The 21,851-nt window shown below is 64.0% G+C and carries 22 protein-coding genes; 12 read left to right on the top strand and 10 right to left on the bottom strand.

All coding sequences use genetic code 11. The annotated features are described in order from the left end of the window. Positions 1 to 3: 3 nt before the first annotated feature. The 3 genes from RO009_07365 to RO009_07355 form a co-directional block, all read right to left on the bottom strand. The gene (locus RO009_07365) at positions 4 to 1,242 is read right to left on the bottom strand and encodes a S41 family peptidase (protein MDT3684843.1); all 1,239 of its coding nucleotides are present in this window, start codon (positions 1,240 to 1,242) and stop codon (positions 4 to 6) included. Between the two features lie 70 nt (positions 1,243 to 1,312). Next, positions 1,313 to 1,870 (bottom strand): O-acetyl-ADP-ribose deacetylase, encoded by a 558-nt coding sequence (locus tag RO009_07360; GenBank protein MDT3684842.1) that lies wholly within the window; start codon positions 1,868 to 1,870, stop codon positions 1,313 to 1,315. A gap of 134 nt (positions 1,871 to 2,004) precedes the next feature. Then, positions 2,005 to 3,063, bottom strand: a complete 1,059-nt coding sequence (locus RO009_07355; protein MDT3684841.1) for a patatin-like phospholipase family protein — start codon at positions 3,061 to 3,063, stop codon at positions 2,005 to 2,007. A gap of 144 nt (positions 3,064 to 3,207) precedes the next feature. Between RO009_07355 and RO009_07350 the strand changes: the two genes are divergently transcribed. The 5 genes from RO009_07350 (at position 3,208) to RO009_07330 (ending at position 7,828) form a co-directional block, all read left to right on the top strand. Further along, positions 3,208 to 3,690 carry a transcriptional repressor gene (locus RO009_07350; GenBank protein ID MDT3684840.1) on the top strand — a complete coding sequence of 161 codons (483 nt, stop codon included), beginning with the start codon at positions 3,208 to 3,210 and terminating at the stop codon, positions 3,688 to 3,690. 154 nt (positions 3,691 to 3,844) lie between these two features. Beyond that, entirely contained in the window at positions 3,845 to 4,759 is a 915-nt protein-coding gene (locus RO009_07345; protein ID MDT3684839.1) for a DMT family transporter, read from the top strand. A 165-nt stretch (positions 4,760 to 4,924) separates the two neighbouring features. Continuing rightward, on the top strand, positions 4,925 to 6,172 hold the full coding sequence (gene ispG / locus RO009_07340; protein ID MDT3684838.1) for a flavodoxin-dependent (E)-4-hydroxy-3-methylbut-2-enyl-diphosphate synthase: 1,248 nt from the start codon (positions 4,925 to 4,927) through the stop codon (positions 6,170 to 6,172). 224 nt (positions 6,173 to 6,396) lie between these two features. Continuing rightward, on the top strand, positions 6,397 to 6,747 hold the full coding sequence (locus RO009_07335; GenBank protein ID MDT3684837.1) for a hypothetical protein: 351 nt from the start codon (positions 6,397 to 6,399) through the stop codon (positions 6,745 to 6,747). 577 nt (positions 6,748 to 7,324) lie between these two features. Further along, positions 7,325 to 7,828, top strand: coding sequence for a hypothetical protein (locus tag RO009_07330; GenBank protein MDT3684836.1), 504 nt, complete (start codon positions 7,325 to 7,327; stop codon positions 7,826 to 7,828). A gap of 170 nt (positions 7,829 to 7,998) precedes the next feature. On the opposite strand, the gene RO009_07325 is transcribed toward RO009_07330, so the two are convergent. The 5 genes from RO009_07325 to RO009_07305 form a co-directional block, all read right to left on the bottom strand. Next, positions 7,999 to 9,231, bottom strand: coding sequence for an ABC transporter permease (locus tag RO009_07325; GenBank protein MDT3684835.1), 1,233 nt, complete (start codon positions 9,229 to 9,231; stop codon positions 7,999 to 8,001). Further along, a complete protein-coding gene (locus RO009_07320) occupies positions 9,228 to 9,974 on the bottom strand; it encodes an ABC transporter ATP-binding protein (GenBank protein ID MDT3684834.1) in 747 nt (248 codons plus the stop codon). Before RO009_07320 ends, RO009_07325 begins: the two co-directional genes overlap by 4 nt. Positions 9,975 to 9,981: 7 nt before the next feature. Then, complete coding sequence (locus tag RO009_07315; GenBank protein MDT3684833.1) at positions 9,982 to 11,661, bottom strand: efflux RND transporter periplasmic adaptor subunit; 1,680 nt, start codon at positions 11,659 to 11,661, stop codon at positions 9,982 to 9,984. A gap of 115 nt (positions 11,662 to 11,776) precedes the next feature. After that, the gene (locus RO009_07310; protein MDT3684832.1) at positions 11,777 to 12,469 is read right to left on the bottom strand and encodes a DUF1345 domain-containing protein; all 693 of its coding nucleotides are present in this window, start codon (positions 12,467 to 12,469) and stop codon (positions 11,777 to 11,779) included. Continuing rightward, a complete protein-coding gene (locus RO009_07305; protein ID MDT3684831.1) occupies positions 12,466 to 13,398 on the bottom strand; it encodes a polyprenyl synthetase family protein in 933 nt (310 codons plus the stop codon). Before RO009_07305 ends, RO009_07310 begins: the two co-directional genes overlap by 4 nt. Before the next feature lie 125 nt (positions 13,399 to 13,523). Here RO009_07305 and RO009_07300 point away from each other — a divergent pair, with 125 nt between their 5' ends. From RO009_07300 to ggt, 4 genes are all read left to right on the top strand, one after another. Beyond that, positions 13,524 to 14,249, top strand: coding sequence for a transglycosylase domain-containing protein (locus RO009_07300; GenBank protein MDT3684830.1), 726 nt, complete (start codon positions 13,524 to 13,526; stop codon positions 14,247 to 14,249). 114 nt (positions 14,250 to 14,363) lie between these two features. Continuing rightward, on the top strand, positions 14,364 to 14,549 hold the full coding sequence (gene rpmF, locus RO009_07295; GenBank protein ID MDT3684829.1) for a 50S ribosomal protein L32: 186 nt from the start codon (positions 14,364 to 14,366) through the stop codon (positions 14,547 to 14,549). 52 nt (positions 14,550 to 14,601) lie between these two features. Further along, entirely contained in the window at positions 14,602 to 15,012 is a 411-nt protein-coding gene (locus tag RO009_07290) for a hypothetical protein (GenBank protein MDT3684828.1), read from the top strand. Positions 15,013 to 15,046: 34 nt separating this feature from the next. Then, positions 15,047 to 16,630: a gamma-glutamyltransferase gene (gene ggt / locus RO009_07285; GenBank protein ID MDT3684827.1), complete on the top strand. Its 1,584-nt coding sequence runs from the start codon at positions 15,047 to 15,049 to the stop codon at positions 16,628 to 16,630. 9 nt (positions 16,631 to 16,639) lie between these two features. Here the strand turns inward: ggt and RO009_07280 are convergent, their stop codons facing one another. Then, positions 16,640 to 16,975 (bottom strand): hypothetical protein, encoded by a 336-nt coding sequence (locus RO009_07280; protein ID MDT3684826.1) that lies wholly within the window; start codon positions 16,973 to 16,975, stop codon positions 16,640 to 16,642. A 321-nt stretch (positions 16,976 to 17,296) separates the two neighbouring features. On the opposite strand from RO009_07280, the gene RO009_07275 reads away from it, so the two are divergent. After that, complete coding sequence (locus RO009_07275) at positions 17,297 to 18,949, top strand: GGDEF and EAL domain-containing protein (GenBank protein MDT3684825.1); 1,653 nt, start codon at positions 17,297 to 17,299, stop codon at positions 18,947 to 18,949. Positions 18,950 to 18,952: 3 nt separating this feature from the next. Here RO009_07275 and phaR read toward each other — a convergent pair whose 3' ends face one another. Next, positions 18,953 to 19,537 carry a polyhydroxyalkanoate synthesis repressor PhaR gene (gene phaR, locus RO009_07270; GenBank protein ID MDT3684824.1) on the bottom strand — a complete coding sequence of 195 codons (585 nt, stop codon included), beginning with the start codon at positions 19,535 to 19,537 and terminating at the stop codon, positions 18,953 to 18,955. A 254-nt stretch (positions 19,538 to 19,791) separates the two neighbouring features. Between phaR and RO009_07265 the strand changes: the two genes are divergently transcribed. Together RO009_07265 and RO009_07260 are read left to right on the top strand one after the other, a co-directional pair. After that, positions 19,792 to 20,970, top strand: coding sequence for an acetyl-CoA C-acetyltransferase (locus tag RO009_07265; protein MDT3684823.1), 1,179 nt, complete (start codon positions 19,792 to 19,794; stop codon positions 20,968 to 20,970). 140 nt (positions 20,971 to 21,110) lie between these two features. Continuing rightward, complete coding sequence (locus RO009_07260) at positions 21,111 to 21,836, top strand: beta-ketoacyl-ACP reductase (protein ID MDT3684822.1); 726 nt, start codon at positions 21,111 to 21,113, stop codon at positions 21,834 to 21,836. The last annotated feature ends 15 nt before the right edge of the window (positions 21,837 to 21,851 follow it).

Genomic DNA, 21,851 nt, shown 5'->3' with positions numbered 1-21,851 from the left:
GCCTTATTGCGCGAGCTTGTCGACAAGCTCCGTCACCGCGCGTTCGAATTGCGGATCGGCGCCGTTGGCATAGCGGATGTCGTAGCTGACTCCGATATCTGGAGGCACGCGGGCACCCTCCAACTGCCGCCCGTCCACCTTCACATCCGCGACGGCCACCTCCAGCAGGGAATTGTCGTTGAGCAGGAATCCGCGGCCGGCGAGCACCGCGCCGGCCGTCGCGGTGCCGATCAGCGGAACCCCTGCGTGCTTGAGCGAGTAAGCGAGGATTTCCATGCCGCTGCGCGTGCCATGGTCGATGATCGCGACCAGCGGCTTGCGCCAGCGGGCATTGACGGCGGTCTCCTTGCCGCTGCGGTTGATGAACGTCATGTCGCGACTGCGTCCGATGAACATTTCTGCGGCATCGGGCGGCGCTCCGCCCCAGCGGCTGCGCAGATCGAGAACGAGGCCGTCGGCGTCTTTCAGCGGCTCGCTGGATACGAGCTCGGTGAGCAATTGTTCCACGCCGCGCGCCGCGTAGCTCCACAGCCGCACATAGCCGATGCGATGGCCGCCTCTTTCGAACACGCGCGCGCTGCTGCGGATGGCGTTGCGGAACATGTCGTTCGGCTCGATCGTGATGACAGGAACGTCGAGCGTGATCGCCGGCTTGTCCGGCTCTCGCCGCACTTGCACGGCCGCGTTGCGTCCCGCCTTGCCGGCAAACGAGCCGATCGGCTCGTAGGGCTTGCCGTCCACGGCCAGGATTTCATCGCCGGCATGCAATCCTGCGCGCTCGGCCGGCGAGCCATGATAGACATGGGCGATGAAAGGCCGGCCCTCAAACATGCGCGGTGCGATGCCAATTCCGGCATAGGTCACCGTTCCCTCCGGCGGGAACAGCGCGGCACGCCGCTTGCCGCCCGGCCGGAAGATATCCATCAGCTCGAAATATTCGATCTGGTCCGGCGTGAAGCGGCCGGTATGGGAAGCGTCGAGCGCGTTGAGCGACCGCGTGATGATCTCGTCCGGATCGGCGCCGGACTGCACCTCCTTGCGGCCGCGCTCCATCTCGGCCTTGAAGCCGGCGAGGCCTTCCGGATTGTAGAAGTTCTTTTGCACGAGCTCCTGCACTTCGTCGACAAGCGCCAGCGCGCGTTCACGCGCGATGGCCTCGCCGTGCAATGCGATCGCGAGGAGCGCCGCCAGAATCAGCGTCCAGGTGCGCGCCAGTGCAACGCGTGACAGCAGCCTGTCCATGCGGATTGGTCCCTTGCGCGGGTCGCCCCGCAACACCCTGCGGACCGATTGGGTCGCAAATGAGGGCGGTCTAGCTGAGGCCGAGCTCCGCCAGCGCCTCGATGTGGCACTGCGCCGACGCCGCGTTGAAGCAGCAGAAGATCACACGCGTGAGGCCGCGCGGCGCCGCCGATATTTCCGACACCACGGTGCCCACCGCGATGTCGGCGGCGCGCTGCGCCGGGAAGCCATAGGCGCCGGTCGAAATCGCGGGAAAGGCGATCGAAGTGAGGCCATGCTGCGCGGCGAGCGCAAGCGAGGTCGCATAGCAGGACGCGAGCAGGCGGTCCTCGTCATGCTGGCCGCCGCCCCAGACCGGGCCGACCGCGTGTATCACGTGCCGCGCCTTCAGGCGATAGCCCTTGGTGATGCGCGCTTCGCCGGTGGCGCAGCCGCCGAGCGTTTCGCATTCCGCCTTCAGTTCCGGCCCGGCGGCGCGATGAATGGCGCCGTCCACTCCGCCGCCGCCGAGCAGCGTGCGGTTCGCCGCGTTCACAATCACGTCGATGTCGAGCGTCGTGATGTCGCCGACGATGATGTCGAGACGCGCGGGCGGGACGGCGACGGTGAGAAGCGGGTTTTCGATCATGCGGCGGAGATTAGCATGAAGTGCCTGCACACTAAACCGCCGCTTATCCGTCATCCTTCGAGGCGCGGCGGAGTTTGTCATCCGGCCGCGCTTTGCGCGGACCCGTGGGCCGAACCTCCAGGTGACGGTACGTTTTAAGCCGCGCTCTCTTCCACGAGATCAATGGTGCCGCGTCTGCCGATATCCTCGAAATGCTGATCGAGGAAGCGCCGCGCCGCGCGCCGGCCGGCGCGATGCAGCAGGGTGAGGAAATTCTTGTCGGTCTTCAGCCGGCTGCCCATGGTCAGCTTGCTGCCGACATTTTCCAGCACGATGCGATGCACGTTCATGCGGCGCGTGCGGCCATTCCCGCCATCCGCTGCGATGCGGTTGATATGGTCGAGCGCGCGCAATTCGGTGTCGAGCGCCGAGTTGAACGTGATCTCGTTGACGCGATGCACGATGTCGCGCGCCATGGTCGGCACCTTGTCGCGCCGCAGCGGTGAGATCTGCACCAGAATGACGTCATCGGTATCGTTGGCCTTGAGAAAGGGCAGGATCGGCGGATTGCCGGTGAAGCCGCCGTCCCAATAGGGTTCGCCGTCGACCTCCACCGCGCGGAACATCAGCGGCAAAGCGGCCGAGGCCATCACCACGTCGGTGGTCATCTCCTCGCGCCGGAACAGGCGCAATTGCCCGGTCTGCACATGCGTCGCGGAGATGAAGAGCTGCAGCTCCCGGAAATTGCGGATCGTCTCGAAATCCGCGAAGCGCTCGATCAGGTCCTTGAGCGGATTGATGTTGAGCGGATTAAGATCATAGGGCGACATGAAGCGCCCCATCGTGTCCATGAAGAGCTGCACCGGCGAGGTTTCTGCCGGCAGAAAGGAAAACAGGCGGTCCATCACCGCGCGCTGTGCGCCGGGCAGGGAGCCGGCGAGACTCGCCGCTTTCCAGAATTCCGAGAGCCGCTGACGCGCCGCCTCGCTGCCGCCGCGGGCGAGGCCGTCGGCCAGCATCACCGCATTCACCGCGCCAGCCGAGGCGCCGGAAATGCCGGCGACCGACAGCCGTCCGTCCTCCAGCAGATGGTCGAGCACGCCCCAGGTGAAGGCGCCGTGCGCGCCCCCGCCCTGCAGGGCCAGATTCACGCGTTTGACCTTCGGCCCTCCCGCCAGAAGGCGATTCAAGCCTTTCGAAACACCTTTCAGCATCAATACATTAGCCCATCTTCGCCGGAATCGGCCTGTGTCTAAGCTAGGCGGTATATGCTGCATTGCAATAGAAAATACTGCGCTGCAATATGATACCGGTGGCCGCTGTTTGCGTTCCGGCGCAATGCACCGATATGTAGGCGCGTGAGCCAGCCGGTTTTCCATGCGCCCGATCATGATCACGCGCGCTGCAGCGCGGATGCGCTGGCGCATGCCGAGAAGCTGTGCGAGGCGCGCTCGCAGCGGCTCACCCCGGTGCGGCGGCAGGTGCTGGAATCGCTCCTCGCGAGCCACAAGCCGCTCGGCGCCTACGACATCATCGACCGCACCGCGCGCGACGGCGCGCGCCACGCACCGATCACCGTCTATCGCGCGCTTGATTTCCTGATGCACCAGGGGCTGGTCCATCGCATCGAAAGCCGCAATGCCTTCGTCGCCTGCGGCCACAATCACGACACCAGCGAGATGGTGGTGTTCCTGATTTGCGAGCATTGCGGCACGGTCGGCGAGGCGCCGTCGAAGGCGGTGGCCGAATCGCTGAAAGCCGCTTCGCGCGCCGCCGGCTTCACCGCAAAAGCGCCGGTGATCGAGATTTCCGGCGTGTGCAGTCATTGCCAGGAGAAGTGAGTTTTCACCTCTCCCCGCAGCCGAAGTCGGATGTTTCCGACTTCGGCTGCGGGGAGAGGGAAAACGAACTCATGCCCGCCATGTGAGCGCCGCCATATCGCGCGCCTCTTCGCTCCGCTACAAACACCGACGCTGATTTCTGCCGGGACGCCGCATGTCGACCACCGCCCAGCCTGCGGCCGCAGCCGCGCCGCGCCATCTCGAGGCCGGCGCCGTCGCGCTGATCGTGTTTCTCTGCCTGTGCTGGGGCTTCAACCAGGTGATGGTGAAGCTCGCTTTGCCCGACATTCCGCCGCTGATCCAGGCCGCGGTCCGCTCCGCCGGCGGCGCGTTCATCGTCGCGCTCTGGGCCTGGGCGCGCGGGCATTCCTTCGATCTGCGCGACGGCACGCTGAAAGCGGGATTGCTGGTGGGCGTTCTGTTCGGGCTCGAATTCATCTTCATCTATCGCGGTCTGCTTTACACCACCGCGAGCCGCGCGGTGATCTTTCTCTATTTCGCACCCTTCGTTGTGGTGATCGGCTCGCGGTTCCTGATTCCCGGCGAGCGTTTCCGCCTCTCGCAATGGGCAGGCCTGCTGCTTTCCTTCTCCGGACTCATTCTCGCTTTCGGCCTGCCGACGCCCTCGAGCGATCCCTATCAGTGGCTGGGCGATCTCATGCAGTTTGCCGCCGGCATTGTCTGGGGTCTGACCACGCTTGTCGTGAAGGTGACATCGCTCAACCGCGCCAGCGCGGAAAAGACCTTGCTCTATCAGCTTGCGGTGTCGACGCCGCTGCTCGCGTTGGCGGCTGTCGCTTTCGGCGAGCGCATGGAGGCGATGCCGGCGCTCCTGCCGGTCGTCTCGCTTGCCTGGCAGACGGTGTGGATCGTCAGCCTCACCTACCTCGTCTGGTTCATGATGGTCGTGAAATATTCGGCCAGCCGGCTCTCCGCCTTCACCTTCTTCACGCCGCTGTTCGGGGTTGCCGCCGGCTATCTGGTCATGGGAGATCCCATCACCCCCGCCTTTGCCGGAGCGGTGGCGCTGGTGGTCGCGGGGCTGATTTTGGTGAACAGGCCGAAGTGAGGCAGGGCCTGCTCCCTCCCCCTGAAAGGGGGAGGGGTGGGGAGGGGGTCTTATTTCCTTCATAGATTGTCTATTAACCCCCACCCGCCCGCCTTCGCGATGCTCAGGCGGGCGACCTCCCCCTTTCAGGGGGAGGTGATACATAGGAGGCGAAGGAGATTCCGCATGGCCGTCCCCGCGCCACGCCACAAAACGGTCGACGTTGACGTCGGCGGCGTATCCGTCGGCGGCGGCGCGCCCATTGTCGTGCAGTCGATGACCAACACCGACACCGCCGATGTGGAATCGACCGCCCGCCAGGTGGCGGCCTTGGCGCGCGCGGGCTCGGAACTTGTGCGCATCACCGTGGATCGCGACGAGGCGGCGGCGGCGGTGCCGCACATCAAGGATCGACTCGCGCAGATGAATGTGCGCGTGCCGATCGTCGGCGATTTCCATTACATCGGCCACAAGCTGCTCGCCGATCATCCCGCCTGCGCCGAGGCGCTCGACAAGTACCGCATCAATCCCGGCAATGTCGGCTTCAAGGACAAGAAGGACAAGCAGTTCTCCGCCATCATCGAGATGGCGATCAAATACAACAAGCCGGTGCGCATCGGCGCCAACTGGGGCTCCCTCGATCAGGAACTGCTCACGCATCTGATGGACGAGAACGCGAAGTCGTCGCAGCCGCTGGAGGCGCGCGCGGTGACGCGCGAGGCGATGGTGCAGTCGGCTTTGCTGTCGGCGCAGCGCGCGGAAGAGCTCGGCCTGCCGAAGAACCGCATCATCCTCTCGGCAAAGGTCTCCGCTGTGCAGGATCTGATCGCGGTCTATCAGGTTCTGGCGGAGCGTTCCGACTACGCCATCCATCTCGGCCTCACCGAGGCTGGCATGGGAAGCAAGGGCATCGTCGCCTCCTCGTCCGCGCTCGGCATTCTGCTGCAGCAGGGCATCGGCGACACCATCCGCATATCGCTGACGCCGGAGCCGAACGGCGACCGCACGCTGGAGGTGAAGGTCGCGCAGGAATTGCTGCAGACCATGGGCTTTCGCACCTTCGTGCCGCTGGTCGCCGCCTGCCCCGGCTGCGGGCGCACCACCTCGACCGTGTTCCAGGAGCTGGCGCGCGACATCCAGGATTTCATCCGCGACGAGATGCCGGAATGGAAGACGCGCTATCCCGGTGTCGAGGCGCTGAACGTTGCGGTGATGGGCTGCATCGTGAATGGCCCGGGCGAGAGCAAGCACGCCGATATCGGCATCTCGCTGCCCGGCACCGGCGAAACGCCGTCAGCGCCCGTCTTCATCGACGGCCAGAAGGCCGCCACCCTGCGCGGCCCCAACATCGCGTCGGACTTCAAGACGATGGTGATGGACTACATCGAACGTCGCTATGGTGCGGGCGGGGCGGGACGCACCGCGGCTGAGTGAGTTTCTTCGCAGCCCGATGGTTGGAAGCCGTTGGGCAGCAAGCAATCATTTCAAGTCGTCCTCGCGCAAGCGGGGACCCATACACTCAGCTTTTCTGAATCGTAAGCTCAGTGGCTATGGGTCTCGGCGCGCGCTCGCTGTGTTCGCATGGGCGGGACGCCCGGACTCAACTCTGCGGCCTTCGGCACATTGCCGCCGCGTTTGCGTGGCCCCATATTCGTTCAATGACCACCGAACCCGACCGTCCCCGCGCCGAACAGCCGCGTTACGAGCCCGAGATCATTCCGCCCGGCGAGGATGTGCGCCGGCGTGGCTCGTTTGAAAGCATCTTCATCCACGTCGAGGAAGGCCCCGACGGCATTCGCCGCATGTCGCTGAAGCGGCCGGGGCCGTTCACCATCGCCCTGATCCTGCTCGGCGTCGGCCTCGTCGTTGCGCTGTTCTTTGTCGTGCTCTCGGCTCTGGTGCTGCTCTGGATTCCCATCGTCATCGCCGGAATCCTGTTTGCGATGTTTTCCACCGCAGGACGACAATACTGGCGGCGCATCCAGAGCTGGTGGCGCGGCGGGCGGTAGCTTTTTCACTCGTTGGGCGCCTCTGATCCGTCCTGCGCGGCACAGCCCTCGAAGCAGTCGCCGTTGCTGCCTTTTGACCCGCGCATCCGTCCTTTTGCAGGAAGATCGTCACCTTCGCTCATGACGGGAAAAAGCTCAATTCGCCACTTGACAATATTCCTATAGGATAATATACCTTGTCCATCCCGCCCCGGGACAAGGGGCGTCTGATCAGCGTCATGAGGCGCGGGGCGGGGTGCGGTGGCCGCAGCGCGGGCAGACGTGGTCTGCGCGGCGGCGGGTTCAAGCCGCGTTCCGCCGGGTTCGCTGCCCGGCTTACCGGGGGAGGAACATCCTCCGGGGACGACGGAGCAGACCCTCAAACACCGCGCGCGGAACGCCGGAGCAACCGGCCTTCCGTGGTGACTGCAATCTCGTGTGGCCAAAACTCTGCCGCACGAGGCCGCGGGCAGGCTGAGAGCCCGGCGTTCCGCGCGCCCTTGCAATGGCAGGGGAAAGGAACGGGACTTGGGAATGAAGGCGAGCCCGGCGCCTTTCAAGAATCCGGGCGGCGGAGCGTTGGCTTTAAGGATTGCGCATGAAATTCGTTTGGCTGCTTTTTCTCACACTCGCCAGTCCCGCCTTCGCGCAGACGGACGGCTCGGTTTCGATCGACTGGAAGGACACGCCGCCGGCCGTTGTCGAAAAAATCGACTGCGGCATGGAGCCGTCTTTCGTGACCCGTCGCCCCTTCGCCGGCGGCGTTGTGTACGCCGCGCAATGCCCGGGCAATCACGCCAATTATATTCAGGCGCTGGTTTATGCCGAGGATGCGCAAGGGCAGAATGCGCGCCTGCTGATGTTTCCGCGCCCGGGCAGGAAGGACGCATCCAATCCGGCCGATTCGCTGTCCAACATCCGCTGGTTTCCGAAAGCGCGCGAGCTCACCGAAGTGTTTGTTGATCCGGAATCGCAGATCTGCCGCACCGAAGGCCGCTGGCGGCTGGATGCAAAGGCGCAGCCGCAGCTCATCTATTGGCGGCAGACGCACGATTGCAAAGGCAGGAGCCGGTGGCGCGTGGTGGTGGACAGGCGGAAGTAGTTTGCAGGAGTGCGCCGCACTTTATTACCCTCCCCCCTTGTGGGGAGGGTGGCGAGCGCGTAGCGCGAGCCGGGTGGGGGTCGTTCGGTGAGTTTCGGAAGGACCCTCACCCCGCTCGCCTTCGCTGTTGCTCGGCGAGCGACCCTCCCCACAAGGGGGAGGGTAAGAAGCTAGGTATGCCGCAACGCCTCGATCGGATCGAGCCGCGACGCCCGCAGGGCGGGATACCAGCCAAAAAACACGCCGACGAGGCCGGAGAACAGGACCGCGAGCAGCACCGCGCCGGGCTCGATCAGGAGCGGCCAGCCGGCGGCCTTGGAAATCACGTAGGCCGCGCCGATGCCGATGGCGATGCCGATGGCGCCGCCGATCACCGCAAGGCCCGCCGATTCCAGAAGGAATTGCCGCAGGATGTCCCATTGCCGCGCGCCGACTGCAAGTCGCAGCCCGATCTCGCGCGTGCGCTCGGTCACCGATACCAGCATGATGTTCATGATGCCGATGCCGCCCACCATCAGCGACACGCCGGCGACCGCGGCAAGCAGAAGCTCGAGCGTGCGCGCGCTCGCCTCGCGCGTCGCCGCGATGTCGGCGAGATTGCGGATCGAGAAATCGTCATCGGCGCCCGGCTGGATTCGGTGGCGCTGGCGCAGCAGCACCTTGATCTCCTCTTCCGTCGCGCTGATGCTCTCGCCCTCGCGCACCTTGACATAGATCGAGCCGACCGCCCGCGCATTGGCGAGGTTGCGGCCGAGCACGCGCTGGCGCGCGGTGTTGAGCGGGACGAACACGACGTCGTCCTGGTCCTGGCCCCAGGTGGTCTGCCCCTTGCGGCCCATCACGCCGATGATGCGCAGCGGCACATTGCGAATGCGGATTTCCTCGCCGACCGGATCGATGCCGCCGTAGAGATTGCGCGCCACCGTCTGACCGATGATCGCCACCTGCGCGCCGCGCGCGATCTCTTCCGGCTCGAACATGCGGCCATGCTCCACCTCCCAGTCGCGCGCCTCGAACCAGCCGAGGTCGATGCCGAAGATCGCGGTCGCCCAGTTCATGCCGCCGGCGATGATCTGACCGGTGCCGCGCATGTTGGGGGCGGTGATCTGCACGCTCGGAACTTCCGCCATGATGGCGGTGGCGTCCTCGTCGGTGAGGGTGGAGGCCGCGCCCGCGCCCATGCGCACGCCGCCGGCGGTCACGTTGCCCGGCATCACGACCAGCAGATTGGAACCGAGGCTGCGGATCTGCGCCACCACCTGTTCGCGCGCGCCGCCGCCGACCGCGATCATGGCGATCACCGCGGCCACGCCGATGATGATGCCGAGCATGGTGAGCGCGGAGCGTAGCTTGTTCAGCCGCAGCGCGTCGACGGCGGAGATGACGGCGTCGCGATAGGTCATTCGGCCGCCTCCGCGGGTTGCGGCTGCATTATCTTGCCGAGGTGAGCCGCAGCGTTCGCCGGCGTCTGCAGGGTGTCGCTGACCACGCGGCCGTCGAGAAAGCGGATCAGGCGCTTGGCGTAGCTCGCGATGTCCGCTTCATGCGTAACGATGCAGATGGTCACGCCTTCGCGGTTGAGTTCCTGGAACAGCACCATCAGTTCGATGGAGGTCCGGCTGTCGAGCGCACCGGTTGGCTCGTCGGCGAGCAGGATTTTCGGTTCGTTGACGATGGCGCGGGCGATCGCGACGCGCTGCTGCTGGCCGCCGGACAATTGTGTGGGACGATGATGGATACGCTCGCCGAGGCCCACGCGCTTGAGCGCAGCGGCGGCGCGCGCGTGCCGCTCGGCGGGCGGAACGCCAGCATAGATCATCGGTAGCTCGACATTTGCAAGTGCGTCGAGCCGGTCGAGCAGATGGAATTGCTGGAAGACGAAGCCGATCTTGCGATTGCGAACGGCGGCGAGCGCGTCCGCGCCGAGCGCGGAGACGGTTTCGCCGTCGAGGCGGTAGGTGCCTGCGGTCGGCCGGTCGAGGCAGCCAATCACGTTCATGAAGGTCGATTTCCCGGAACCGGACGGTCCCATCACGGCGATGAAGTCACCTGCCTCGATCGACACCGAGACGTCCTCAAGCGCATGCACGATCTCCTCGCCGAGGCGATAATGCCGCATCAGGTGTTCGGTCTCGATCAATACCATCCTGACCTCAGAAGCCAAAGCGCGGTCCGCGCTGGGTGGCGGTCGCCGGGCCGCCGCCGATGATCACTTCGCGACCGGCCTCAAGACCCGCTACTACCTCGGTCTGCGCGCCATCGCTCGCGCCGATGCGGATGGTGACACCCTCCGGCTTGCGGTCGGGACCGAGCACGAACACTCGGCCGCTGAGCGCGGCGCCGCCACTCTCGGCGAAGCGCTCGCGAATGGACTTGAACGCGGCGCGCTGGTCCTCATTCAGAATGCCGGAAATCCGCTGCTCAAGTTCACTGCGCAGCGCGCGTGCGCGTTCGCGGCGGGCATTTGTGTCCTGTTCCGTCGCCATGGCGGCGGCGAAACCCTTGCGCATGTCGGCTACCGCTTCGTCGACAGCCTTGTTCTGCGCGTCGCTCAGATTCAGTTCGCTCTTGATTGCTTCGATCAAGACCTGGGTCACGCTGCGCGTATCGGTGGAGGACCTCGCGGCGGAGCGCCCGGCCGCAGCGCCCGGCGCGGCGGCAACCGGAGTGTCCGCGGGCGGGCGCCAGCGCAACGCCGCATTCGGAATGCGCACCACGTCCTCGCGCCGGTCGGTTTCGATGCGCAGGTTGGCGGTCATGCCGGGCAGCAATTCACGGCGCGGGTTTTCGATCGAGATGATGGTTGTGTAGATGACCACGTTGTTGACGGTCTGCGAACCGAGCCGCACCTGCTTGACGCGACCTTCGAATGTACGACCGGGAAACGCGTTCACGGTGAATGTCGCGCGCTGGTCGGGTTTGATGCGGCCGACATCGGTCTCGTCGATATTGGCGGAAATCTCCATGTGCCGAAGATCGTCGGCGATGCGGAACAGTTCCGGCGCGGTAAACGAGGCGGCGACGGTCTGGCCGAGCTCGACGTTGCGCTGCACGACCACGCCCGACACCGGCGAGCGGATGTCCGTATTGCGCAGGTCCACTTCGATCTGCCGCACCGCAGCCTGGCGCTGCGCGATCTGCGCAGTCACGGCGGCGAGATTGGCCTGCGCCACCTGTAGATCGGCGGCGAGGCTCGTGATCGCGGCCTTTGCCGAATTCACCTGCGCGCGCGCCGAACTCAGCGCCGCCTGCTGCGCGTCGCGGTTGGCGCGGGCGGTGTCGAGCGCCTGTTCGGCGGCAAAGCCACGCGAGCGCAATTCGCTCTGCCGCTCGAAGATGCGCTGGGTATCGTTGAGCAAAGCTTCGTTGCGGGCGACCTGCGCTTCTGCGTCGGCCTGCGCGGCGCGGGCTTTCTCGGTCTCGGCCTTCACCTTCTCGATCTGGCCTTCCTGCACGAGCTGCTGTGCGCGCATCTGTTCGAGATCGGCGCGCGCGGCATCAAGCTTGGCGCGGATCTGGTCGGAATTGAGCCGCGCCACCACCTGGTCGGCCTTCACCTCGGAATTATAGTCGGCGAGAATCTGCACCACCTGGCCGGACAATTGCGAGCCGACGATGACGGTCGTGGTCGGATTGATGGTGCCGGTGGCGTTCACGGTGGCGATAATCTCGCCGCGTTCGGCTTTGGCGAGACGATAGCTGTCTTCGGCCGGCGCGCCGCCCCATTCGGCGATGCCATAAAAGAACGCCGCCAGACCCGCGGTGGCCACTAGCGCCAACGCCGCCAGCCACCGGACCGACAGACGTCGCAGTGGTTTTGGTGCCTCAGACATACAACCATCATCCTTGCAGCGGACATGTAGGCATTTACGGCAGCTTCGTCACGTTACGATTTGGATAGTTGCAGACGGAGGAAGCTAAAAACCGTCTGCCGGGTCAAACATTTAACTAGATCAAAGTCGACCCGATATTGACCATCAGGGCGATGATCGTGACCGAGAAGAAGAATGAGACGATCCCGTGCGCGACCACCAGCCGGCGCACCCGTTTGCGCGTCACCTGCACGTCGGACACCTGGAAGGTCATGCCGATGACGAAAGAGAAATAGACGAAATCCCAGTAGTCCGGTTGCGGCTCGTTCGGAAATTTCAGCCCGCCGCCGCGACCGACATCCTCGCCGCCGTAATATTCGTGTGCGTAATGCAGCGCGAACATGGTGTGGATCAGCATCCACGAAATCAGTGTAGTCATGATCCCGAGCAGAAGGAAAATGGATCGGTATCCTTCGTCCGCATTTTTTGCGATCCCCAGAAGGCTCACGACGGCGCCCAGACTCACCGCTGCGGCAATCACGGTCAGCATCAGGATCAGGGTCGCGCCTTCGTCCTGGTCGGCGGCGCGGCTCTTTGCACGGCTGAGCGAGAAGCGAAAGATCGTTGAAAGGGCAAAGCCGAGATAGACGAGCGCGCCGACATCCCAGCTCAGCACCAGGCGTGCCGAAAGTTCCCAGTTCTGCGGCAGCAGCAGGAACAGGACAAAGCCGACGACAATGGAGACGAACAACGCGCTGTGAACGCGAATGCTATGCAAGAGACCGGCGATATGATCGCGTGGATGTGACGGCTTTTTATGCCGGCTCATTTCGGCCGGTCCGCGACGAAACGGGCTGTCTCGCGCAGGATGGCGGCGTTTTCGCCAAAGATCGCAAGTGCAACATGCGCTTGCGCCACCAGCTCCGTCAGGCGTTGGCGCGCGGCGGCGACGCCCAGAATACCGACCAGCGTGGCCTTGCCGCTGGCGGCGTCTTTCTGCGTCGCCTTGCCGATCGTCGCCGCATCGCCTTCCACGTCGAGCAGATCGTCGGCGATCTGGAACGCGGCGCCCAAAGCCTCGCCATAGCGCGAAAGCGCCGCGCGCTGTGCCGGCGAGGCGCGGCCGAGGATGGCGCCGGCAACGCAGGCGAAGCGCAACAGCGCGCCGGTCTTCATCGCCTGCAGCGTGAGGATGCTCTTTTCGTCCAGCGCCGAATGCTGACCGTCAAAGCGACCTTCGGCGGCGAGATCAAGCATCTGGCCGCCCGCCATGCCGCCGATGCCGGCGGCGCGTGCAAGCTCCGTCACCAATGCGATCCGGATATTCGCGTCGGGATGCGCCTCGGGCCGGCCCATGACATCGAAGGCGAATGTGAGCAGCGAGTCTCCGGCCAGAATGGCGGTCGCATCGTCGAAGGCCTTGTGCACCGTCGGCCGTCCGCGCCGCAGATCGTCGTTGTCCATGGCCGGCAGATCATCATGCACCAGCGAATAGCAATGCACGCATTCCAGCGCCGCGCCCGCCATCAGCGCCTGCTCGCGCGGCACGTCAAACAAGGCCGCCGTCTCCGCCACCAGAAAAGGCCGCAGCTTCTTTCCGCCGGACAGGCTGGCATAGCGCATGGCCTCGAGCAGGCGCGCCGGCCGCGCGATCTCGCCGTCGCCGGGCTTGTCGGCGAGCAGCTCTTTCAGCAGCCGATCGATATCGGCTGCCGTGGCATCAAGGCGCGCGGAAAAATCCGTTTGAGGCTGGTTCATTGTCATCATCGGAGTGGCATCACGTCACGCAACGGGAACCGTGTCATCGCTTGTCACCTGCGGCGGGATTGCCTAGGGGTGGTCGTCTTACCAAGCCTGAAGGCTCTGTCAGACCGGGACGGGGAATGTCGAACAGTGCGCTCTCCCTCGCGCGGCCCGGTGCCGCCCGCCGTATCCTGCGGCTCCTGCTGGTGGCAATCCTGGTCATCATCCTCGTACCTTATCTGCTGGTGCCGCTTTATCTGGTCGTGAACCCGGTTTCCATCCCGATGCTCGCCCGCTATGCGACCGGCCAGCGTGTGGTGCAGACGAATGTTGGGATCGGCAGGGTTGCGAGGATCCTGCCGCTTTCGGTGATCGCCGCCGAAGATAGCCGCTTTTGTTCCCATTATGGTGTCGATTGGCAAAGTCTGCGGGACATCGTGTCCGAAGCGGAAGACCTCGAAGACCTGCGCGGCGGGTCCGGTATCACGCAGCAAATGGTGAAAAACCTGTTTCTGTGGTCCGGCCGCAGCTATGTCCGCAAGGCGCTCGAATATCCGCTCAGTCTGTGGGCCGATCTGATCCTGCCCAAGCGGCGGATCATGGAAATCTATCTGAATATCGCCGAGTGGGGTCCGAATGGGGAGTTTGGCGCTGAAGCCGGGGCCCGGCGGGCCTTCGGCAAGTCGGCCCGCGACCTCTCGGCGCGGGAAGCCGCCCTGCTGGCCGCCGTCCTGCCCAATCCGGTGCGGAGGAATGCGCAAAGGCCAGGGCCCGGCGTGAGCCGGCTTGCCGGCATCTACCAGGCGCGGGCGGCCCGATCAGGGGCGCTCGACGATTGTCTGAGACGGCGCAACAGCCGAAATTAGTCCGAGGGAGGGGGGTCGGGGCGACTTTCGCCGGATCGCTCTAGCCTTGCGGAAAGCCATCCTCTATAAGCCGCGGCAACCCCGCACAGTCCGGATTTCCAGGAGTTCCTTCCAATGGCCGTTCCTAAACGAAAAACCTCGCCGTCGCGGCGTGGCATGCGCCGGTCCGCCGACGCCCTCAAGCAGCCGTCCTATGTCGAGGACAAGGATTCCGGCGAACTGCGCCGCCCGCATCATATCGATCTGAAGACCGGTATGTATAAGGGCCGTCAGGTGCTGAAAGCCAAGAGCGACGCATAATCAGGCCGGACAGGATAGCCGGGCCGCCCAGTGAGCAGGAGATTGTTGCTCCATGTATCTCGTCGGGTTCCCGCTGCTGCTCATTCCGCTTGCGATCTACAACATCGTCGCATTTCTGTTCGCGACCGGGTTTTCCGACACCCTGTTCACGATCCGGATGATGTCGCAAGCCGATCTCAACGTCTCGACCGGCGATCTGCTCATCATCCTGTCGATCCTCCTGCTCTTCGTCGAGGTGCTGAAAGCCACGCGCTTTGGCGTCAAGGCGATCATGGATCACATCCTGTCCTTCATCGTGTTCGTCGCCGCGCTCGCCGAATTCATCATGGTGAAGCAGGCGGCGACCTCGACCTTCCTGCTGCTGCTGGTTATCTGCTTCGTCGACGTCGTCGGCGGCTTCTCGATCTCCATCCGCACCGCCCAGCGCGACCTCGCGCTGGGACACGTTGAGCCGGGCGGTTGATCGCGCCTGCGCCTTTCCGCATTGTGTAATTCACATGGCACGCGATTTCCATTTTCCCGGGCGTTCGCCCGTATTCGCCGGCGAGGCCATGGCGGCGACGTCGCATCCGTTGGCGACGCTCGCGGCGATCGAGACGCTGAGGGCGGGCGGCAACGCGGTGGACGCCGCGGTGGCTGCCGTCGCATTGCTCGGCGTTGCCGAGCCGCACATGACCGGCATCGGCGGCGACTGTTTCTGTCTGATCGCGAAACCGGGCGAGCCGGTCTGGGGTTATAACGGGTCCGGCCGCTCGGGCGCGGCGGCAAGTGTCGAGAAGCTGGTCGGCGAAGGTCTGAAGGATATCCCGATCAATTCCGTTCACGCGGTCACCGTGCCCGGCGCAGTCGAGAGCTGGCAGACGATCGTCGAGCAACACGGACGGCTGGGGCTTGATCGCGTATTGCAGCCGGCGATTCGCGCCGCCAGCGACGGCGTGCCGACCGCGCCGCGCGTCGCCTATGACTGGGCGCTGCATGTCGAGAAGCTGCGTGCCGACAAGGGCGCGACGTTGCATTTCCTGCCGGGCGGGATGGCACCGAAAACCGGCGACCGCGTGCGTTATCCGGCACTGGCCGAGACGCTGAAAGCCATCGCCAAAGGCGGCGCGAAAGCCTTCTACGAGGGCGCGATCGCCTGCGACATTGTTGAGACGCTTGCCGCGCGCGGTGGCCTGTTGACGGAAGCCGACTTCGCGGCGCATCGCGGCGAGGAAGCGACGCCGATCTCCACCAATTATCGCGGGCTCGATGTCGTCGAATTGCCACCGAACGGGCAGGGCATTGCGGCGCTGGTGCTGCTCAACATCCTTGAGCGATTCGAGATGAACAAGCTCGATCCCGTAAGCGACGAGCGATTCCATCTCGCGCTCGAAGCCGGGCGGCTGGCTTACGCCGTGCGCAACACGCATGTCGCCGATCCGGCTTTCATGCGCACGACACCGCAGGCGTTGCTCGATCGTGCCTTCGCGGCCGATCTCGCCGACATGATCGATCGGACGAAGCGCAGCCAGTTGCCATCGGCACCGGCGCCGCGCGGCAATACCGTGCTGGTGACTGTTGTGGATCGCGACCGTATGGCGGTCAGCTTCATCAATTCATTGTTCTATGCCTTCGGCTCCGGCATGACGACCGAGAAGACCGGCGTGATGCTGCACAATCGCGGCTGCAGCTTTGTACTGGCCCCGGATCACCCCAATGCCATCGGCCCGTCGAAGCGGCCGATGCACACCATCATCCCGGCGCTCGCCATGCGTGACGGCCGCTGCGACATGTCCTTCGGCGTGATGGGCGGCTCCTACCAGGCGATGGGACACGCGCATTTCATTTCCAACATCGTCGACTACGGCATGGATGTGCAGCAGGCGCTCGACGGTCCGCGCGTGTTTTTCGAGGATGAGAAGACCATGGTCGAACGCGGCGTCCCGCAGGCGGCGATCGACGGGCTCACGGCGCGCGGCCATGACGTGAACGTGCGCGAATTGCCGCTGGGTGGTGGGCAGGCGATCCGCATCGACTGGGATCGCGGCGTGCTGATTGGCGCCTCGGACGGCCGCAAGGACGGTTGTGCGCTCGGTTATTGATCTTCAGCGTCAGACAGCACGCTTCAATGAGCGGCCTGGGACGGCAGGAGCAGCTCGGCCCGTCGCGGCATAGCTGTTGATCGCGTCCTGGGGCGCGGCGCGCCGCTTTTCCTGCGTCTGCGGTGCTCGCTGCGCGACCGCGAGCAGATGGGCCAGAAAGGCCGCTTGCGGCCGGGCCCGCGCGAGATGAACAGAGGCGGAAGATGCGGCCGGTTCGATGCGGACCAGATCCCGCCGCGGCGACGTCTCCGGTCCGGCGATATCAGCCGAGTCTGCAGGCTCGAACCGGCCGGTCGGCACCGTGCGCAGTGTGCTAATTCTGGCCAACGCCTCCTCCTGTCTCATTTCGGGACATCATGTCCTCGTTAACAGGAGTTGTCGCAAGCTCTATGCCGGCGGGGCAGGGAAGGTTCCCCAGCAAAAGCAGCAAAAGCAAAGCTTTGATTTTTCCGTTTTTTTAGGCTTTCGGCCTAGTCTGATGAGCGTACAGCCGACCGGTCGCGTCGCAATTTGCGACGCTGCGTTCCCTGAAACAGGATCGCCGTGACGAAAAAGCCGTCGAGATCCCGTGCTGATCGCGCCCGCGCGCGGGGCGGTAAATCGTCGGCAGCTTCGTCACGCCGTGCCGATTGCAATTGCCTCTCTTCGCCCGATATCGTCGGCGTCGTGAACTCTGTCGGCGAAGCCGCCTATGAATGGCGTATCGACAGCGACTCCCTGCGGTGGAGTTCGAACGCGCCGAATGTGCTGGGCTTGCGCGATCCTCATTTGATTGCAACCGGCCGCGCCTATGCCGCATTGCTTGATGCCGCAAATGTCGAGACCCCGGCGAGTGCGGTGACGCAATCGCAGGAGACGGACGCTGGCACAGGCGTCCCTTACCGGATTCGCTATTGCCTCAGTGCCTCGTCGCGCTCGCCACGGCATTGGCTGGAGGATAGCGGGCGGTGGTTCGCGGGGCCCGAAGGTCGTCCCGTCCTCGCTCATGGCGTAGTCCGCTGCATTGCAAATCCCTGCCACGCTGGCGAGCGCGTCGCGTCGCCCGGCGCGGTCGCTTGGATCAGCCGCGAGCATGTCACCGGCCCACTCAACGCCGCGCTGCAGGAAGCCACGCAGCTTCGCGCCTCGTGCGGCTTCATGCTCGTCGCCATTGACGGACTGAACCGCATCAACGAGGGCTACGGCTACGATATCGCTGATGAAGTCATCAGCGCGGTGGGCACGCGTCTGCGCACCCGCATGCGTTCGGAAGATTCCCTTGTGCAGTTCGCCGGCAACAAATTCGGTATCATCCTGAAACGTTGCTCGCCCGATGACATGGTGCACGCGGCCGAGCGCTTCCTGGCGGCGGTGCGCGACAATATCGTGATCACCGCAGCCGGGCCGGTGCCGGTGACCGTGACGATCGGAGGAGTGACCGCTCCGCGTCAGGCCGCAAATGTGCATGAGGTTCTGGCGCGTGCGCAGGAAGCGCTGGACCGCGCCAAGGCCAAGCGTCCGGGGTCGTTTTTCGCCTATCAGCCGAGTATCGAGCGCGAGGCGATCCGGCGCGAAAATATGGAAGTAACCGACAAGATCGTCGCCGCGCTGAACGAACGCCGTATCGTGCTGGCTTATGAGCCGGTGGTGGAAGCGCACAGCCGGCAGCCGGCCTTCTATGAATGTCTGATGCGGATAAGCCGCGCAGACGGCACGATCGTTCCTGCCAACAGGATCGTTCCCATTGCGGAACGGCTCGGCCTCGTGCGTCTGCTGGATCAGCGCGTGCTGGAACTGGCGATCACGGAGCTCGTTGAAAATCCGCAATTGCATGTGAGCCTGAACGTGTCGCCGGCTTCAACGACAGATGCGGAATGGTGGTCCCGTCTGGGTGCGCTTTTGCGGGCGAATCGCGACGCCGCAGAGCGCCTGATCGTCGAAATCACCGAGACTGCCGCCATTCACAATCTGGATGATACGCGCGGCTTCGTTGCCCGGGTGAAGGATCTCGGCGTACGCATCGCCATCGATGATTTCGGCGCCGGCTACACATCCTTCCGCAATCTTCGCAAGCTCGGCGTCGATGTCATCAAGATCGACGGCGAGTTCGTGCAGAACATGATGAAATCGCAGGATGACCGGACATTTGTGCGCACCATGCTGGACCTTGGATGCGGCCTCGGTCTCAAGACCGTCGCCGAATGGGTGCAGGACGAAGCCTCCGCGACTTTGCTCACGGACTGGGGCTGCGACTATCTGCAGGGAGAACTGGTCGGCCGTGCGTCGCTGCATCGGCCCTGGCAGGCAGAAACCGCCAAGGCCGTTCAGCACTCGGCGTAAGGACTATTTGTCCTTCTCTGCCATCCGGTCGAGCCGCTTCTGCATTTCCTCAAGCTGACGCTTCATCTCGTCGAAATCGGCGGGTGACTTGTTGCCGGCTTCGCTTGAAGGCTGCTCTTTGCTCGCGCCGGCAGGACGGGCGAAAGGGGTGAACATCGAGAACGCCTTCTCGAACATTTCCATGTTTCGGCGCACCTGATCTTCCAGCGGCCCGAATGAACCGACGCCAAAGGCCTGCGCCATCTGCTGGCGGAATTTTTCCTGCTCCTTGGTCAGCGACTCAAGGGACACTTCCAGATAACGAGGGACCAGCATCTGCATGCTGTCGCCGTAGAACCGGATCAGTTGACGCAGGAAATTGATCGGCAGCAGGTTCTGCCCTTCCTTGTTCTCCTGTTCGAAGATGATCTGCGCGAGTACCGATCGTGTGATGTCCTCGCCGCTTTTCGCGTCATAGACGACGAAGTCTTCGCCGTCTTTCACCATCGTCGCCAAATCTTCCAGCGTGACGTAAGTGCTTGTCCCGGTGTTGTAGAGGCGCCGATTGGCGTATTTCTTGATCGTAATGGGTGCTTCGGTATTGGCCATCCGGGGGTTCACGCTCCCAAGGCCCATGGTGCGGGCCGATAGTTTCAAAATAGGCAATTTCCAGCCGTCGAGCCACCGTTTTGTGCAGGCCTCCATTCCGGCCGTTGCATGCAGGGGGCGATTTGCCGTCGCCCGTGGTCGTGCTATCGAGGGGCAGGCAAATAGGCCGTGAATAGGGTTTGTTCCGCGCCCGGCACAACCCGGCCGCAAGCTGTTGCCAGATCCGGTCCCGGTCCACCAACAGGAGTTCTGCAATGAAGGACGACATCGTCATTGTCGGTGCGGCGCGCACGCCGGTCGGCGCATTTAACGGCGCGTTCGCAAACCTGCCGGCGCATGAACTGGGCAAGGTCGCAATTGAGGCCGCACTTAACCGTGCGGGCGTCGAGGCGCCGCGCGTGTCGGAAGTGATTTTGGGGCAGATTCTCACCGCCGGTCAGGGACAGAATCCCGCGCGCCAGGCGTCGATCGCGGCCGGCATCCCGGTCGAGAGCCCGGCCTGGGGCGTTAACCAGCTTTGCGGATCGGGCCTGCGCGCCGTGGCGCTTGGATATCAGGCGATCCTGAACGGAGATTCCGAAATCGTCGTCGCCGGCGGCCAGGAATCGATGAGCCAGGCGCCGCATGCGGCGCATCTGCGCAGCGGCACCAAGATGGGCCCGCTCGAAATGGTCGACACCATGATCAAGGACGGCCTGTGGGATGCCTTCAACGGCTATCACATGGGCAACACGGCCGAGAATGTCGCCAAGCAATGGCAGATCACCCGCCAACAGCAGGATGAGTTCGCCGTCGCCTCGCAGAACAAGGCCGAGGCGGCGATGAAGGCCGGCCGGTTCAAGGACGAGATCGTCCCTGTGACGCTAAAGGCGCGTAAGGGCGATGTCGTCGTCGATACCGACGAATATCCGAAGGCCGGCGTGACGATGGAGTCCATCGCCAAGCTCCGCCCCGCTTTCGACAAGGAAGGCACAGTCACGGCGGCCAATGCCTCCGGCATCAATGACGGCGCCGCCGCGGTGGTGCTCATGAAGGCCAGCGAAGCCGCCAAGCTGGGCAAGGCGCCGCTGGCGCGCATCGTGTCCTGGGCACACGCAGGCGTCGACCCCTCCATCATGGGAACTGGGCCGATCCCGGCCTCGCGCGCAGCACTGAAAAAGGCGGGCTGGAAAATCGAGGATCTCGATTTGATCGAGGCCAATGAAGCCTTTGCTGCGCAGGCCTGTGCCGTGAACAAGGATCTCGGCTGGGATACCTCCAAGGTCAACGTCAATGGCGGGGCCATCGCGATCGGTCATCCGATCGGAGCCTCGGGCGGCCGCGTCCTCGTGACCCTGCTCTACGAAATGCAGAAGCGCAACGCCAAGAAAGGGCTCGCGACATTGTGCATCGGCGGTGGCATGGGCATTGCTATGTGCGTGGAACGCGCCTGACGACGTCGTTTCGTTCAATTCAGACTAAATGCGATGACGGCCGGGCTTGACCCGGCCGTTATTGTTTTGCCCATATTGAAAGAAAAAATGCGTCCGGAGGAATGCGGGCTTCGGCCCGAACAAAGAGGGGCTTTGCAAGTATGGCACGGGTAGCTGTGGTGACAGGCGGCACGCGAGGAATCGGCGCCGCCATTTCGATTGCGCTGAAGAATGCCGGCTATCGTGTTGCGGCCAATTATGCCGGCAACGACGAGGCTGCCCAGAAATTCAGGCGCGAGACGGACATTCCCGTCTACAAATGGGACGTATCCTCGTATGACGCCTGTGCCGCGGGCCTGAAACAGATCGGAGCTGATCTCGGCCCGGTCGACGTGCTGGTGAACAATGCCGGCATCACGCGTGACACCATGTTTCACAAGATGACGCCGGAGCATTGGAATGCCGTGATTAGCACCAATCTCGGCTCGCTGTTCAACATGACGCGGCCCGTGATTGAAGGCATGCGTGAACGCAAGTTCGGTCGCATCATCAATATTTCGTCAATCAACGGTCAGAAGGGCCAGGTCGGCCAGGTGAATTACTCGGCCGCGAAAGCCGGCGAGATTGGCTTCACCAAGGCGCTGGCGCAGGAAGGGGCCAAAAGCGGGATTACGGTCAACGCGATCTGCCCCGGCTATATTGGCACCGAAATGGTGAAGGCAGTGCCACAGGAAGTGCTGCAAAAGAATATTTTGCCGCAGATTCCGGTGGGGCGGCTTGGCGAGCCGGAGGAGATCGCGCGCTGCGTCGTGTTTCTGGCGTCTGACGACGCCGGTTTCATCACCGGCTCGACCCTTACCGCCAATGGCGGGCAGTATATGAGCTGACTACACACTTTACGT

Source organism: Pseudorhodoplanes sp., assembly GCA_032027085.1.
Taxonomy (GTDB): Bacteria; Pseudomonadota; Alphaproteobacteria; order Rhizobiales; family Xanthobacteraceae; genus Pseudorhodoplanes.
The sequence above is the reverse complement of the archived record's forward strand: the minus strand, read 5'-3'. Positions and strand labels throughout refer to the sequence as shown.

What these genes read in the sequence shown, in the direction of transcription:
- RO009_07365 (MDT3684843.1), bottom strand. Translation starts at nt 1,242, where the DNA reads ATGGACAGGCTGCTGTCACGCGTTGCACTGGCGCGCACCTGGACGCTG.
- RO009_07360 (MDT3684842.1), bottom strand. Translation starts at nt 1,870, where the DNA reads ATGATCGAAAACCCGCTTCTCACCGTCGCCGTCCCGCCCGCGCGTCTC.
- RO009_07355 (MDT3684841.1), bottom strand. Translation starts at nt 3,063, where the DNA reads ATGCTGAAAGGTGTTTCGAAAGGCTTGAATCGCCTTCTGGCGGGAGGG.
- RO009_07345 (MDT3684839.1), top strand. Translation starts at nt 3,845, where the DNA reads ATGTCGACCACCGCCCAGCCTGCGGCCGCAGCCGCGCCGCGCCATCTC.
- ispG (MDT3684838.1), top strand. Translation starts at nt 4,925, where the DNA reads ATGGCCGTCCCCGCGCCACGCCACAAAACGGTCGACGTTGACGTCGGC.
- RO009_07335 (MDT3684837.1), top strand. Translation starts at nt 6,397, where the DNA reads ATGACCACCGAACCCGACCGTCCCCGCGCCGAACAGCCGCGTTACGAG.
- RO009_07330 (MDT3684836.1), top strand. Translation starts at nt 7,325, where the DNA reads ATGAAATTCGTTTGGCTGCTTTTTCTCACACTCGCCAGTCCCGCCTTC.
- RO009_07325 (MDT3684835.1), bottom strand. Translation starts at nt 9,231, where the DNA reads ATGACCTATCGCGACGCCGTCATCTCCGCCGTCGACGCGCTGCGGCTG.
- RO009_07320 (MDT3684834.1), bottom strand. Translation starts at nt 9,974, where the DNA reads ATGGTATTGATCGAGACCGAACACCTGATGCGGCATTATCGCCTCGGC.
- RO009_07315 (MDT3684833.1), bottom strand. Translation starts at nt 11,661, where the DNA reads ATGTCTGAGGCACCAAAACCACTGCGACGTCTGTCGGTCCGGTGGCTG.
- RO009_07310 (MDT3684832.1), bottom strand. Translation starts at nt 12,469, where the DNA reads ATGAGCCGGCATAAAAAGCCGTCACATCCACGCGATCATATCGCCGGT.
- RO009_07305 (MDT3684831.1), bottom strand. Translation starts at nt 13,398, where the DNA reads ATGAACCAGCCTCAAACGGATTTTTCCGCGCGCCTTGATGCCACGGCA.
- RO009_07300 (MDT3684830.1), top strand. Translation starts at nt 13,524, where the DNA reads ATGTCGAACAGTGCGCTCTCCCTCGCGCGGCCCGGTGCCGCCCGCCGT.
- rpmF (MDT3684829.1), top strand. Translation starts at nt 14,364, where the DNA reads ATGGCCGTTCCTAAACGAAAAACCTCGCCGTCGCGGCGTGGCATGCGC.
- RO009_07290 (MDT3684828.1), top strand. Translation starts at nt 14,602, where the DNA reads ATGTATCTCGTCGGGTTCCCGCTGCTGCTCATTCCGCTTGCGATCTAC.
- ggt (MDT3684827.1), top strand. Translation starts at nt 15,047, where the DNA reads ATGGCACGCGATTTCCATTTTCCCGGGCGTTCGCCCGTATTCGCCGGC.
- RO009_07280 (MDT3684826.1), bottom strand. Translation starts at nt 16,975, where the DNA reads ATGAGACAGGAGGAGGCGTTGGCCAGAATTAGCACACTGCGCACGGTG.
- phaR (MDT3684824.1), bottom strand. Translation starts at nt 19,537, where the DNA reads ATGGCCAATACCGAAGCACCCATTACGATCAAGAAATACGCCAATCGG.
- RO009_07265 (MDT3684823.1), top strand. Translation starts at nt 19,792, where the DNA reads ATGAAGGACGACATCGTCATTGTCGGTGCGGCGCGCACGCCGGTCGGC.
- RO009_07260 (MDT3684822.1), top strand. Translation starts at nt 21,111, where the DNA reads ATGGCACGGGTAGCTGTGGTGACAGGCGGCACGCGAGGAATCGGCGCC.